The following is a 13,950-nucleotide window of genomic DNA, read 5'->3' as shown; positions in this document are numbered from 1 at the left end:
CATGCGTTTGCTCGCGGTGTTGATCAGCGCTGTGTGGCTGTGTTGCCAGGCAGCGCAGGCGCAGGTCCGTACCTATGACGAAATGATCGCCGCCGCCGAGCTGAAAGTCGCGGTGTACAAGGACTTCGCGCCCTACAGCTTTGAAGACGCTGGTCAGGCTCGCGGGGTCGATGTTGAACTCGCCCAGGCGCTGGCCAAGGCCATGGGGGTACGCCTGAAACTGATTTGGGCACCCGCCGGAGAAAAGCTCGACGACGACCTGCGCGATTACATCTGGCGGGCCAGCCAGTTGCACAATCAGCAACTGGCCGACCTGATGATGCGCGTGCCCTACGATCGCGATTACGCACAGAAACGCAATGAACTGGGTGAGCTGGAAAACGGCCATGTGGTGATGTTCGGGCCGTACCAGACCGAACAATGGCAAGTGGCTTATGACCGTCGTCGATTGGACTCAGTGGCCAGCGTCGCGGTGTTCCAGCAACACCCGATCGGCGTCGAAGTCGACAGCGTGCCGTCGTTTTACCTGACCTCGGTGTTCAACGGCATGCTCGCCGCCAAGACCCATCACTACCCGGGCGTGCCCCAGGCCTTTTCCGCGATGAAGGCTGGTGAAGTCGACGCGGTAATGGCCATGCGCGGCGAGATCGACTGGCAAGTTCATCAGGCCGCCGACCCGCAAGTGGCGCTGGCGGAAAACGCCTACCCGAACATGGGCAAACAGCTTTGGGAGATCGGCATGGCGGTGCATGAAAGCAATCGGCAACTGGCCTACGCCGTGGAAGAGGCGCTGGAAGCGTTGATTCGTGAGGGCTCGGTGAAAGCCATTTATGCCCGTTACGGCCTGCGGTATGACGTGCCCGAGATGTATCAATAGTGAACTGGCGAGCGAGTTGTCTGTTGGCCTGCTGGTTACCCTTGGCCGCGAACGCGGCGGATGTCGAGCCGGGTAAAGACCCGGTGCCGTCGGTGATGTGGGGGTTCTATCACAAGCAGATGCTCGGCGACGCACCGTTCGTGTTCGACGAGCGGGTCAAGTTGCTCGCGCCGCCATTTGCCGAAGACGCCCGACAAGTGCCGCTGGAAATCGACGCCCGGGCGTTCAAGGGCGAAGTGGTGCGCATCCTCGCCTGGGCCGAACTCAATCCGCTGCCGAAAATCGTCGACTTCGAACCCTTGACCGGTGTGCTGCCATGGCTGTCGATCCGCATCCGCGTTGAACAAGCCACGCCGTTGCGTGCGGCGGTATTGACCCGCGATGGGCTGTGGCATGTCGGCTCGACCCTGATCGATGCGGCGGGCGGCGGTTGTACGGCGCCAAGCGTGGTGCGCACGCAACCGGGTTGGGAGGAACGCATCGGCGAAGTGCTGGGTGGCCGTTATCCCCGGGGCGAGTTCAGTCGCGTGCGTTTGCAGGTGGCGCATCCGATGGACAACGGCATGGTCAGCGGCATCCCGGAGTTTTTCATCAACCAGGCCGAGCTGCGCGATCAAAACGATCAATTGCTGGCGCGTCTGGAGTTGTTCCCGGCGGTCAGCGAAAACCCCAATCTGGCCTTTGACATCGAAGGAGCAGGGCAGACGCGTCTGGTGTTGCGCGACAACAGCGGCAATCAATTCGATGCGGCCATACCCTGACCCAAGGAGCGAGTGATGCGCTGGATGCTGCTGTTGTTCATCAGTCTGAGCCTGCCGACCCTGGCCGATCCCGATTACGCACTCAAGCCCCGGCAGATCGCCGAAGGCACCTGGCTGCTGGAAGGCAGTACCGACAACTTCGCCAAGAGCAACGGCGGCAACATCGTCAACACCGCGTTCATCGTCACGGAAAAGGGTGTGGTGGTCATCGACACCGGGCCGTCGAAACGCTATGGCGAGGCCCTGCGCAACGCGATTGCGGCGACCACCGATAAGCCGGTGATCCAGGTGCTGCTGACCCATCACCATCCTGATCATGTGTTGGGCAACCAGGCTTTCACCGACGTGCCGATTGGCGCCTTGGCCGGTACCACCGAACTGTTGCGGCAACAGGGTGATGCCATGGCTGAAAACATGTATCGGCTAGTGGGTGACTGGATGCGCGGCACCGAAGTGGTGTTGCCGACGCAGGTGCTGACGCCTGGCATGCACAGTTTTGGGAACCACGATTTGCGCCTACTGAGTCTGGGTGGGCACACCGGCGCGGATCTGGCTATTCTCGACCAGAAAACCGGCGTGTTGTTTGCCGGGGATCTGGTGTTTTATCAACGCGCCCTGACCACGCCCAACAGCCCGGGGCTGTCGGTGTGGCTGGCCGAGATCGCGACCCTGCAGGGATTGCCGTGGACACTGATCGTCCCCGGCCATGGGCCGGTGGCCACGGATACAAAACCGTTCGAGCAGATGCACGATTACCTGACCTGGCTGGACCAGCTGATGCGCGACGGCGCGGCCAATGGCAGCGACATGGCCGAGATGATCCGCAGCCCCATCCCCGAGCGTTTCGCCGGGATCAGCCTGAGTCGCTATGAACTGATCCGCAGCGTCAGCCATTTGTACCCGCGTTACGAACGGGGGCAGATGAGGCGGGTGGATTCGGGCCAGCACTGATGTTGCCTGACACACCGCCTTCGCGAGCAAGCCCGCTCCCACATTTGAGCGGTGTGAACGCAGATATTGTGTACACCGAAGATCCCCTGTGGGAGCGGTGTGAGCACAGATGTTGTGTACACCGAAGATCCCTTGTGGGAGCGGGCTTGCTCGCGAAGAGGCATTCACATTCAGCACTGATGTTGCCTGACACACCGCCTTCGCGAGCAAGCCCGCTCCCACATTTGAGCGGTGTGAACGCAGATGTTGTGTGCGCCGAAGATCCCTTGTGGGAGCGGGCTTGCTCGCGAAGAGGCATTCACATTCAGCACTGATGTTGCCTGACATACCGCCTTCGCGAGCAAGCCCGCTCCCACAGGGACCGATGTCGATCACAAAATCCGCGACCGACCCGGTACTAAGGAACTAGCAATCTCCGCACTGCGGGTAATTGTTGCAAGGGCGGCGGCGCCCAAGAATCTGCACCAGACCGGGAAAATTTCCCGGGTATAACAAAAACCGCAGAGGCAGCCGTCATGACCCAACCCGCACGTCGCCAACCTTTCGTTTTGAGCATGCTGCTCAGTGCCATGCTGTTGTCTGGCCAGGCATTGGCCGCAGTCTCCGATCAAGACATCCTCCAGGACCCGAAGAACCCGGAGCAGATCGTCACCAACGGCCTGGGCGTCCAGGGTCAGCGCTACAGCCCGCTGGACACCCTCAATGTCGACAACGTGAAGGACCTGCGACCGGTCTGGGCCTTTTCGTTCGGCGGGGAAAAACAGCGCGGTCAACAAGCGCAGCCGATGATCAAGGACGGCGTGATGTACATGACCGGCTCCTACTCGCGGGTGTTCGCGGTGGATGCACGCACCGGCCGCAAGCTCTGGCAATACGACGCGCGCCTGCCCGATGACATTCGTCCGTGCTGCGACGTGATCAACCGTGGCGTTGCGCTGTATGGCGATCTGGTGATTTTCGGCACCCTCGACGCCAAGCTCGTGGCCCTGAACAAGGACACCGGCAAGGTCGTCTGGAGCAAGAAAGTCGCCGACCACAAGGAAGGCTATTCCATCAGCGCCGCGCCGTTGGTCATCAACGGCAAACTGATCACCGGTGTGGCCGGTGGCGAGTTCGGGGTGGTGGGCAAGATCGAAGCCTACGATCCGAAAAACGGCGACCTGTTGTGGACTCGTCCCACCGTCGAAGGCCACATGGGTTATGTCTACAAGGACGGCAAGGCTGTGGAGAACGGCATCTCCGGCGGCGAAGCCGGCAAGACCTGGCCGGGCGATCTATGGAAAACCGGCGGCGCGGCCCCTTGGCTGGGCGGCTACTACGACCCGGAAACCAACCTTCTGCTGTTCGGCACCGGTAACCCGGCGCCGTGGAACTCGCACCTGCGTCCTGGCGACAACCTCTACTCGTCGTCGCGCCTGGCGCTGAACCCGGATGACGGCACGATCAAATGGCACTTCCAGAGCACGCCCCACGACGGTTGGGACTATGACGGCGTGAACGAATTGGTGTCGTTCAACTACAACGAAGGCGGTAAGGAAATCAAAGCCGCAGCCACGGCGGACCGTAACGGTTTCTTCTACGTGCTCGATCGCACCAACGGCAAATTCATCCGTGGCTTCCCGTTCGTGGACAAGATCACCTGGGCCAGCGGCCTGGATAAAAACGGTCGGCCAATCTACAACGACGCCAGCCGTCCGGGTGCGCCGGGCTCCGAGGCCAAAGGCAGTTCGGTGTTCGTCGCGCCAGCGTTCCTGGGGGCGAAAAACTGGATGCCGATGGCCTACAACCGCGACACCGGCCTGTTCTATGTGCCGTCCAACGAATGGGGCATGGACATCTGGAACGAAGGCATCGCCTACAAGAAAGGCGCGGCGTTCCTCGGTGCCGGTTTCACTATCAAACCGTTGAATGAAGACTACATCGGCGTGCTGCGCGCCATCGACCCGAAAACCGGCAAGGAAGTCTGGCGCCACAAGAACTTCGCGCCGCTGTGGGGCGGGGTGCTGACCACCAAGGGCAACCTGGTGTTCACCGGTACGCCGGAAGGTTTCCTGCAGGCATTCAATGCCAAGACTGGCGAGAAAGTCTGGGAATTCCAGACCGGTTCCGGCGTGCTCGGCTCGCCCATCACCTGGGAAATGGACGGCGAACAATACGTCTCCGTGCTCTCCGGCTGGGGCGGCGCAGTACCACTGTGGGGCGGCGAAGTGGCCAAGCGCGTCAAGGACTTCAACCAGGGCGGCATGCTCTGGACGTTCAAGCTGCCTAAAGATCTCGTAGCCAAACACTAACCCCCTGTGGGAGCGGGCTTGCTCGCGAAGAGGGCCTTACATTCAGCACATGTATTGCCTGATACACCGCCTTCGCGAGCAAGCCCGCTCCCACATTAGTTTGTGTGAAACCTACTACCAAATAACGAGAATCCCCCTGCCAACGGCGCATTCGTCTGGCAGGCGGGGCTCTCTACTATCGGTTCATCGCCTGTTGGCTCGACAGGCATCGACCCAGACAGAGGCCCACCATGATCTACGCACAACCCGGAACAGCCGGCGCTATCGTTTCCTTCAAACCGCGCTACGGCAATTTCATCGGCGGCGAATTCGTTGCCCCAATCAACGGCGAGTACTTCACCAACACCTCACCGGTCACCGGTGAAGTGATTGCCGAGTTCCCGCGCTCCAGCGCCGCCGACATCGAAAAAGCCCTCGACGCTGCCCATGCCGCCGCCGATGCCTGGGGCAAAACCTCGGCGCAGGATCGCTCGCTGGTGCTGCTGAAAATCGCCGACCGCATCGAGCAGAACCTGGAAATCCTCGCCGTCACCGAAACCTGGGACAACGGCAAGGCCGTGCGCGAAACCCTCAACGCCGACGTGCCTTTGGCTGCCGACCACTTCCGGTACTTCGCCGGTTGCATCCGCGCTCAGGAAGGCGGCGCCGCCGAGATCAACGAACTGACCACCGCCTATCATTTCCACGAACCGCTGGGCGTGGTCGGGCAGATCATCCCGTGGAACTTCCCGCTGCTGATGGCCGCCTGGAAACTCGCCCCGGCCCTGGCGGCCGGCAACTGCATCGTGCTCAAACCCGCCGAACAAACGCCGCTGTCGATCATGGTGTTCGCCGAGCTGATCGCCGACTTGCTGCCGGCCGGCGTGCTGAACATCGTCCAGGGCTTCGGTCGCGAAGCCGGTGAGGCGCTGGCCACCAGCAAGCGCATCGCCAAAATCGCCTTCACCGGTTCCACCCCGATCGGTGCGCACATCATGCATTGCGCCGCCGAGAACATCATTCCAAGCACCGTTGAACTGGGCGGCAAATCGCCGAACATTTTCTTCGAAGACATCATGAACGCCGAGCCGCAGTTCATCGAGAAAGCCGCCGAAGGCCTGGTGCTGGCGTTCTTCAACCAGGGCGAAGTCTGCACCTGTCCTTCCCGGGCGCTGGTGCAGGAATCGATCTACGAGCCGTTCATGGCCGAGGTGATGAAGAAGATCGTCAAGATCAAGCGCGGCAACCCGCTGGACACCGAAACCATGGTCGGCGCCCAGGCGTCCGAGCAGCAATACGACAAGATCCTCTCGTACCTGAAGATCGCCCAGGAGGAGGGTGCCGAACTGCTCACCGGCGGCGCGGCCGAGCGTCTTGAAGGCGACTTGTCGAGCGGCTATTACATCCAGCCGACCCTGCTCAAGGGCCACAACAAAATGCGCGTATTCCAGGAGGAAATCTTCGGCCCGGTGGTGGGTATCACCACCTTCAAGGACGAAGCCGAAGCCCTGGCGATTGCCAACGACAGCGAGTTCGGCCTCGGCGCCGGCCTGTGGACCCGCGACATCAACCGCGCCTACCGCATGGGCCGGGCGATCAAGGCCGGGCGCGTCTGGACCAACTGCTACCACCTGTACCCGGCCCACGCCGCGTTCGGTGGCTACAAGAAATCCGGTGTCGGCCGTGAGAACCACAAGATGATGCTCGACCATTACCAACAGACCAAAAACCTGCTGGTGAGCTACGACATCAATCCGTTGGGGTTCTTCTAACCCGCAAGAACACCACAACCCCAATGTGGGAGCGGGCTTGCTCGCGAAGGCGGCTTGATATTCAACAATTATGTTGACTGACAATCCGCTTTCGCGAGCAAGCCCGCTCCCACATGGGTTCTCCGTGTACTTGAGACCGCGCGACACCCCCTACCAACGCACGCCGCCAACTCCGTCGAAAGTAGCATTCGGTCATCTCATCCCCCGTGCATTAATGGTCTTACCGGAATCATCCGGCACAAGAAGAGGATTGACCCATGTGGAATAAACCCGCGTTTACCGATCTGCGTATTGGCTTCGAAGTGACGATGTATTTCGCCAACCGTTGATTGATCGCCCGGTCAGCCGTCGCGTTGGCCGGGCCTGCCTTCAGGAGCCATCCCATGCACATCCGTGTTCTCGGTTCCGCCGCCGGCGGTGGTTTTCCGCAATGGAACTGCAACTGCCGTCAATGCGCCGCGATGCGCAACGGCAACCTGCGTGCGCAACGTCGCACGCAGTCGTCCATTGCCCTGAGTGACGACGGTGTGGAGTGGGTGCTCTGCAATGCTTCACCGGACATTCGCGCGCAACTCGAGAGCTTCCCGGCGATGCAACCGGCCCGACGCTTGCGTGACACGGCGATTGCCGGTGTCGTCCTGCTGGACAGTCAGATCGACCATTGCACCGGGCTGTTGAGCCTGCGCGAAGGCTGCCCGCATGCGGTCTGGTGCACCGAGCGGGTTCACGAAGACCTGAGCAGCGGCTTTCCCCTGTTCACCATGCTCAAACACTGGAACGGTGGCTTGCAGTGGCAACCCATCGAACTGGATCGCGAACCGTTCAGTATCGCTGCCTGCCCACACCTGCAATTTCGCGCGATTGCGTTGGTCAGCAATGCACCTCCGTATTCACCCAGCCGTGGCAACCCTCAACCGGGCGACACCATTGGCTTGTTCATCGAAGACCTGCGCAACGGTGCATCGGTTTTCTATGCGCCGGGGCTGGGGCAAGTTGATGCCGAGGTATTGAGCTGGATGCAGCGCGCCGACTGCCTGCTGCTGGACGGCACGCTGTGGCGCGACGATGAAATGCGCGTGTGCGAAGTCGGCCAGAGCCTGGGCAGCGAAATGGGCCACCTGCCACAAAGCGGCCCCGGCGGCATGCTCGACGTGCTGGAGGGCTTTAGCCGTCAGCGCAAGGTGCTGATCCACATCAACAACACCAACCCGATCCTCGATGAAGACTCGGCCGAGCGGGCGTTGCTGGAACGGCGCGGGATTGAAGTGGCCTATGACGGCATGAGTATTGAGCTGTAGCGGATGGCCTCTTCGCGGGCAAGCCTCGCTCCTACAGGGGTTTGTGTACACCGCAGAACCCTTGTAGGAGCGAGGCTTGCCCGCGAAGGCGCCAGACCAGACACCGCGAAATCCGGAGAACCGCAATGACCGACACCCCCATGACCCCCACCGAATTCGAAGCAGCCCTGCGCGCCAAGGGTGCCTATTACCACATCCACCACCCATTCCACCAAGCCATGTACGCCGGGCGCGCCACCCGCGAGCAGATCCAGGGCTGGGTCGCCAATCGCTTCTATTACCAGGTGAACATCCCGCTCAAGGATGCCGCCATCCTCGCCAATTGCCCGGACCGCGACGTGCGTCGGGAATGGCTGCAACGGATCCTCGACCACGACGGCGTCCCCGGCAGTGAAGGCGGCATCGAAGCGTGGCTACGATTGGGCGAAGCCGTGGGGCTGGATCGCGAACAAATCCTTTCGCAAGAGCTGGTGCTGCCGGGCGTGCGTTTCGCCGTGGACGCCTACGTCAATTTCGCCCGTCGCGCGTGCTGGCAAGAAGCGGCCAGCAGCTCGCTGACCGAACTGTTCGCGCCACAGATCCACCAGTCCCGGCTCGACGCCTGGCCCACCCATTACCCATGGATCGACCCGGCCGGCTACGACTATTTCCGTACGCGTCTGAGCCAGGCGCGGCGCGATGTCGAGCATGGTTTGCGCATCACCCTGGCGCATTACGTCACGGTCGAAGGCCAGCAACGTATGCTGGAGATTCTGCAGTTCAAGCTCGATGTGCTGTGGAGCATGCTCGACGCGATGAGCATGGCCTACGAACTGGATCGCCCGCCGTATCACACCGTCACCACGGAGCAGGTCTGGCACCGGGGGATCATCTTGTGAGCCTGATTGAACAGCAACCCGGCCCACCGCTGTGGTTGCTGGCGGAGCTGACTTATCGCTGCCCGCTGCAATGCCCGTATTGCTCCAACCCGCTGGATTTCGCCCAACAGGGCGAGGAGTTGAGCACAGACGAATGGATTCGGGTGTTCCGCGAGGCGCGAGAGATGGGCGCTGCGCAACTGGGTTTTTCCGGTGGCGAGCCGTTGGTGCGCCAAGACCTCGCCGAGCTGATCAAGGCCGCGCGGGACATGGGTTACTACACCAACCTGATCACCTCAGGCATCGGCCTGACCGAACAGAAGGTCCGCGACTTCAAAGTCGCCGGGCTGGACCACATCCAGATCAGCTTTCAGGCCGCCGACGAACAAGTGAACAATCTGCTCGCCGGCTCGCGCAAGGCCTTCGCCCAGAAACTGGCCATGGCTCGGGCGGTGAAGGCCCAGGGCTACCCGATGGTGCTGAACTTCGTCACCCACCGGCACAACATCGACCAGATCGCGCAGATCATCGAACTGTGCCTGGAGCTGGAGGCGGATTTCGTCGAGTTGGCGACGTGCCAGTTCTACGGTTGGGCCGAACTCAACCGCGTCGGCCTGTTGCCGACCCGCGAACAGTTGCAGCGCGCCGAGCGCATCACCAATGAATACCGCCAGCGGCTTGAGGCCGAGGGCCACCCGTGCAAGCTGATTTTCGTCACCCCGGATTACTACGAAGAACGCCCCAAGACCTGCATGAATGGCTGGGCCAACCTGTTTCTCGACATCACCCCGGACGGCACGGCATTGCCTTGTCATAGCGCCCGCCAGCTGCCGGTGCAGTTTCCCAACGTGCGCGAGCACAGCATCGCGCACATCTGGAACGACTCCTTCGGCTTCAATCGTTTTCGCGGCGATGACTGGATGAAAGAGCCGTGCCGTTCCTGCGATGAAAAGCACAAGGACCTCGGCGGCTGCCGCTGCCAGGCGTTCATGCTCACGGGTGATGCGAGTAACGCGGATCCGGTGTGCAGCAAGTCGCCGCACCACGACGTTATTCTCAAGGCCCGGGACGAAGCCGACGCGCCGGGGCAGGGCATGGAGCACCTGACCTTGCGCAATGAAAAGGCTTCGCGGCTGATTTATCGCGGATGAATCGTGAGCTGACACAAATCCCCTGTGGGAGCGGGCTTGCTCGCGAAAGCGGCATTACATTCAACACATCTATTGACTGACACCCCGCTTTCTCGAGCAAGCCCGCTCCCACAGTTGATCTCCAGTGGATACAAATCCGAGTACACCGCGGCTCGCTATCCATTGGTCTGATTGCATTCGCAGCCGGATGCTTTAGTGTGGTCTTTACCTTTCAAAACAATAAAAACAGGCTTTCCAATGAGCCAGAATCTCAGCCAGCTGCGTAAATTCGTTTCGCCTGAAATCATCTTCGGTGCCGGCTGTCGGCACAACGTCGGTAACTACGCCAAGACCTTCGGCGCCCGCAAAGTGCTGGTGGTCAGCGACCCCGGTGTGATTGCCGCCGGTTGGGTCGCCGATGTCGAGGCCAGCCTGCAAGCCCAGGGCATTGATTTCTTTTTGTATAGCGACGTTTCGCCCAACCCGCGGATCGAAGAAGTCATGCTCGGCGCCGAGCTGTACCGGGAGAATCACTGCGATGTGATCGTGGCGATCGGTGGCGGCAGCCCGATGGATTGCGGCAAGGGCATCGGCATTGTCGTCGCCCACGGGCGCAACATCCTCGAGTTCGAGGGCGTGGACATGTTGCGCATGCCCAGCCCGCCGCTGATCCTGATCCCGACCACCGCCGGCACGTCGGCCGATGTGTCGCAGTTCGTGATCATCTCCAATCAGCAAGAACGCATGAAGTTCTCCATCGTCAGCAAGGCTGCGGTACCGGACGTGTCGCTGATCGACCCGGAAACCACCCTGAGCATGGACCCGTTCCTGTCGGCCTGTACCGGCATCGACGCGTTGGTCCATGCCATCGAAGCCTTTGTCTCCACCGGTCACGGGCCGCTCACCGACCCTCATGCGCTGGAGGCGATGCGGCTGATCAACGGCAATCTGGTGCAAATGATCGCCAACCCCGGCGACATCGCCCTGCGCGAGAAAATCATGCTCGGCAGCATGCAGGCCGGTCTGGCGTTCTCCAACGCGATTCTTGGCGCGGTGCACGCCATGTCCCACAGCCTCGGCGGCTTCCTCGATCTGCCCCATGGCCTGTGCAATGCGGTGCTGGTGGAACACGTGGTGGCGTTCAACTACAGCTCGGCGCCGGAGCGCTTCAAGGTGATCGCCGAGACCTTCGGTATTGATTGCCGTGGCCTCAATCACCGGCAGATTTGCGGGCGGCTGGTCGAACACCTGATCGCCCTCAAGCACGCCATCGGCTTCCACGAAACCCTCGGCCTGCATGGGGTGAGTACCGCGGATATTCCGTTCCTGTCGCAACACGCCATGCACGACCCGTGCATCCTGACCAACCCGCGCGAGTCCAGTCAGCGCGACGTCGAGGTCGTCTATGGCGAAGCCCTCTGACGAGCAACAACGGGCGCTGGCCGGGTTACTCGGCTTAGGCAACCACTCGGCGCGCAAGAGTCATTACCCGGAACTGGCCGCGCGCCTGGATGAACTGGAAACCGAACGCAACCGCTACAAATGGCTGTTCGAAAACGCGGTACACGGGATCTTCCAGGCCAGCCTGCTGGAGGGCATGCGCGCCGCCAACCCGGCGCTGGCGCGGATGCTCGGCTATCAAAACCCCCAGGAGGTGCTGTTTACCCTGACGGACCTGGCGGGCACGTTGTTCGTCGGCGGGGCGCAAGAACTGGAAAGCATCGGCGAAATCCTCCAGCGCGAGCGCAGCCTGCTGGGCTATGAAACTCAACTGCGGCGCAAGGACGGCAGCGTCCTCGACGTGTTGATGAATCTGCTGCTCAAACCGGATCAGGAAGGTTTGGTGGAGGGCTTTGTCGCCGACATCACCGAACGAAAACTCGCTCAGCAGCGCCTGCAACAACTCAATGACGAACTGGAGCAGCGGGTCACCGCGCGCACCAACGAGTTGATGGACGCCGCCGAAGCCTTGCGCGATGCCCGTGACGCCGCCGAAGCGGCCAATCGCAGCAAGGACAAATACCTCGCCGCCGCCAGTCACGACTTGCTGCAACCGCTCAACGCCGCGCGTTTGCTGATCTCGACCTTGCGCGAGCGCAAACTGCCCGACGTCGAACAGGTGCTGGTGGAGCGCACGCATCAGGCGCTGGAAGGGGCTGAAGATTTGCTCACCGATCTGCTGGATATTTCCCGGCTCGATCAGGCCGCGGTGAAGCCGGATATTGCCCTGTACCGCCTCGACGAATTGCTCGCGCCACTGGTCTCGGAGTTTCAGTCGGTGGCCGCGGCAGCCGGGTTGAACCTGCGGGTGCACATGGGCGATTACGCCATTCATACCGACTTGCGCTTGATGACGCGGATTTTGCGCAACTTCCTCAGCAATGCCTGCCGCTACACCGACGAAGGCTGCATTCTGCTGGGGGCAAGACGCCGGGGCGATGCGCTGCGTATCGAAGTCTGGGACACCGGGCGCGGGATTCCTGCGGATCGTCTTGACTCGATCTTCCTCGAATTCAACCAACTGGACGTCGGGCGCGCCGCCGATCGCAAGGGCGTGGGCCTGGGACTGGCGATTGTCGAACGCATCGCCAAGATCCTCGACTACAGGATTCAGGTTCATTCGCTGCCGGGGCGCGGTTCGATGTTCAGCATCGAAGTGCCGATTTCCCTTGAGATCCCACTGCCGATCAGTCAGGTCGCGCCGCTGCCGAGTACCGGCAACCCATTGCCGGGCCGACGGCTGTTGGTGCTGGATAACGAAGTCAGCATTCTTGAAAGCATGAGCGCGCTGCTTGGGCAGTGGGGCTGCGAGGTGGTCATCGCCACCGACGAGGCCACCGCGCTGGTGGCATTGCAGGGACAGGCGCCGGAATTGATTCTGGCGGATTATCACCTGGATCACGGCGTGGTGGGCTGTGAAGTGGTTCGGCATTTGCGCGAGCATTTCAGCCAGGCGATTCCAGCGGTGATCATCACCGCCGACCGCACCGACCAGTGTCGGCGCTCACTGCAGCGACTCGACGCGCCGCTGCTGAACAAACCGGTGAAGCCCGGCAAGTTACGCGCGGTGCTGACTCAGCTGTTGGCGTAGCGATAGCCCAGGCTGAAACCCAGCTCGGCAGATTGCCCTTGCTCCAGCAAACGCAACCCTGGCCGGCCCGGCAAGTGATGGGCGTTGACCGGATGGCTCACCGGTTCGATACAGAAAAACTCCAGGCCCACGGGGCAGTAGAGCAGATAGTAGTCGCTGCCGGTGGCTTGGCATTCCAGTTCATAACCCAGCTCGGGTTGCTTGATCAGGCAGTAGCCATCCCATGCGCAAAAGCCGTTGTCCACCAGCGTTTCGGGTAATGCCCGGGGCTGGCTGAAGTCCCATTCCTCAGGAATCGAACTGAGTTGCGTCGGCAGTTTTGCGCCGTCGCACAACCAGACCTCTCGCGCCTGCGTCTGCAACCGAGTGTCTGCAGTGCGCGGGAAGTAGGGGTGTAAACCGAGCCCATGCCAGGCGGCGTGTTCAGCCAGATGGGTGACCTGCAAATCGATGCTCAACTGGCCCTCACTCAGATGGAAACGTTGCCTTGCGCGATAAGCGAAGGGCGTGGTGCTGTCGAGTTGCAGGACGATTTCATCGCGGGTGTGCGAGACGATCTGCCACGGCTGTTGCCAGGCACTGCCATGGATCGGCAGCGGATCGGTGAGGCTGTTGGGCGTCAGCGCAAGCCAGCCATCCGGGCAGTTGAAACCACCTTCGGCGATGCGGTTCGACCATGGCGCCAGGGGATAACAGGCGAGTTTGCCGGGCAGGCCGGTGTTCAAGGCGTGTTGGTCACTGTGGCGCAACAGTGGCTGGCCGGTGCTGCGCACAGTCCAGTTGACGATGCTCGCCCCGAGTTCGGGGGCGAGGGTGAGGCGGGTGAGTTCGTCTTCGAGTTCCAGGAGTGTTGGCGTCATGTTGACCAGCGATATGAATGTTTGTGGGACATGAATGAATGGAGCTTTTTGTAGGAGCCAGGCTTGCCGGCGAAGGCGTCCTC

At 61.4% G+C, this 13,950-nt stretch carries 12 protein-coding genes; 11 read left to right on the top strand and 1 reads right to left on the bottom strand.

Features of this window, described 5'->3' with window-relative positions:
• Position 1 precedes the first annotated feature (1 nt).
• From ACIPLA_RS05770 to ACIPLA_RS05720, 11 genes are all read left to right on the top strand, one after another.
• On the top strand, positions 2-877 hold the full coding sequence (locus tag ACIPLA_RS05770) for an ABC transporter substrate-binding protein (RefSeq protein WP_123495217.1): 876 nt from the start codon (positions 2-4) through the stop codon (positions 875-877).
• The gene (locus ACIPLA_RS05765) at positions 877-1,638 is read left to right on the top strand and encodes a quinoprotein dehydrogenase-associated SoxYZ-like carrier (protein WP_218396383.1); all 762 of its coding nucleotides are present in this window, start codon (positions 877-879) and stop codon (positions 1,636-1,638) included. Before ACIPLA_RS05770 ends, ACIPLA_RS05765 begins: the two co-directional genes overlap by 1 nt.
• 15 nt (positions 1,639-1,653) lie before the next feature.
• Positions 1,654-2,589, top strand: coding sequence for a quinoprotein relay system zinc metallohydrolase 1 (locus tag ACIPLA_RS05760; RefSeq protein ID WP_218396381.1), 936 nt, complete (start codon positions 1,654-1,656; stop codon positions 2,587-2,589).
• Between the two features lie 515 nt (positions 2,590-3,104).
• Positions 3,105-4,880, top strand: coding sequence for a PQQ-dependent methanol/ethanol family dehydrogenase (locus ACIPLA_RS05755; RefSeq protein ID WP_401172214.1), 1,776 nt, complete (start codon positions 3,105-3,107; stop codon positions 4,878-4,880).
• 230 nt (positions 4,881-5,110) lie between these two features.
• Positions 5,111-6,631: an aldehyde dehydrogenase family protein gene (locus tag ACIPLA_RS05750; RefSeq protein ID WP_123495211.1), complete on the top strand. Its 1,521-nt coding sequence runs from the start codon at positions 5,111-5,113 to the stop codon at positions 6,629-6,631.
• A 257-nt stretch (positions 6,632-6,888) separates the two neighbouring features.
• Positions 6,889-6,960: a pyrroloquinoline quinone precursor peptide PqqA gene (pqqA, locus tag ACIPLA_RS05745; RefSeq protein ID WP_010455123.1), complete on the top strand. Its 72-nt coding sequence runs from the start codon at positions 6,889-6,891 to the stop codon at positions 6,958-6,960.
• Between the two features lie 54 nt (positions 6,961-7,014).
• Complete coding sequence (gene pqqB, locus ACIPLA_RS05740) at positions 7,015-7,929, top strand: pyrroloquinoline quinone biosynthesis protein PqqB (protein WP_401172210.1); 915 nt, start codon at positions 7,015-7,017, stop codon at positions 7,927-7,929.
• Between the two features lie 125 nt (positions 7,930-8,054).
• Complete coding sequence (gene pqqC / locus ACIPLA_RS05735) at positions 8,055-8,807, top strand: pyrroloquinoline-quinone synthase PqqC (protein ID WP_401172207.1); 753 nt, start codon at positions 8,055-8,057, stop codon at positions 8,805-8,807.
• On the top strand, positions 8,804-9,937 hold the full coding sequence (gene pqqE, locus ACIPLA_RS05730; protein ID WP_401172203.1) for a pyrroloquinoline quinone biosynthesis protein PqqE: 1,134 nt from the start codon (positions 8,804-8,806) through the stop codon (positions 9,935-9,937). The genes pqqC and pqqE overlap by 4 nt, the downstream gene beginning before the upstream one ends.
• Positions 9,938-10,174: 237 nt before the next feature.
• Positions 10,175-11,338 carry an alcohol dehydrogenase-like regulatory protein ErcA gene (gene ercA / locus ACIPLA_RS05725; RefSeq protein ID WP_218396370.1) on the top strand — a complete coding sequence of 388 codons (1,164 nt, stop codon included), beginning with the start codon at positions 10,175-10,177 and terminating at the stop codon, positions 11,336-11,338.
• Positions 11,322-13,007 (top strand): NahK/ErcS family hybrid sensor histidine kinase/response regulator, encoded by a 1,686-nt coding sequence (locus tag ACIPLA_RS05720; protein WP_401172199.1) that lies wholly within the window; start codon positions 11,322-11,324, stop codon positions 13,005-13,007. Before ercA ends, ACIPLA_RS05720 begins: the two co-directional genes overlap by 17 nt.
• Here the strand turns inward: ACIPLA_RS05720 and ACIPLA_RS05715 are convergent.
• A complete protein-coding gene (locus tag ACIPLA_RS05715) occupies positions 12,992-13,867 on the bottom strand; it encodes an aldose 1-epimerase (RefSeq protein ID WP_218396366.1) in 876 nt (291 codons plus the stop codon). The two genes, ACIPLA_RS05720 and ACIPLA_RS05715, sit on opposite strands and share 16 nt — an antisense overlap.
• Positions 13,868-13,950: the final 83 nt, after the last annotated feature.

Source organism: Pseudomonas sp. NPDC086112 (assembly GCF_044746425.1).
In the GTDB taxonomy this organism is placed as follows: domain Bacteria; phylum Pseudomonadota; class Gammaproteobacteria; order Pseudomonadales; family Pseudomonadaceae; genus Aquipseudomonas.
Note: the sequence above shows the minus strand (reverse complement) of the source record. Positions and strands in the feature narration are given on the sequence as shown.

Coding starts and splice junctions, on each gene's coding strand:
- ACIPLA_RS05770 (WP_123495217.1), top strand. CDS start 2: ATGCGTTTGCTCGCGGTGTTGATCAGCGCTGTGTGGCTGTGTTGCCAG.
- ACIPLA_RS05760 (WP_218396381.1), top strand. CDS start 1,654: ATGCGCTGGATGCTGCTGTTGTTCATCAGTCTGAGCCTGCCGACCCTG.
- ACIPLA_RS05755 (WP_401172214.1), top strand. CDS start 3,105: ATGACCCAACCCGCACGTCGCCAACCTTTCGTTTTGAGCATGCTGCTC.
- ACIPLA_RS05750 (WP_123495211.1), top strand. CDS start 5,111: ATGATCTACGCACAACCCGGAACAGCCGGCGCTATCGTTTCCTTCAAA.
- pqqB (WP_401172210.1), top strand. CDS start 7,015: ATGCACATCCGTGTTCTCGGTTCCGCCGCCGGCGGTGGTTTTCCGCAA.
- pqqC (WP_401172207.1), top strand. CDS start 8,055: ATGACCGACACCCCCATGACCCCCACCGAATTCGAAGCAGCCCTGCGC.
- ercA (WP_218396370.1), top strand. CDS start 10,175: ATGAGCCAGAATCTCAGCCAGCTGCGTAAATTCGTTTCGCCTGAAATC.
- ACIPLA_RS05720 (WP_401172199.1), top strand. CDS start 11,322: ATGGCGAAGCCCTCTGACGAGCAACAACGGGCGCTGGCCGGGTTACTC.
- ACIPLA_RS05715 (WP_218396366.1), bottom strand. CDS start 13,867: ATGACGCCAACACTCCTGGAACTCGAAGACGAACTCACCCGCCTCACC.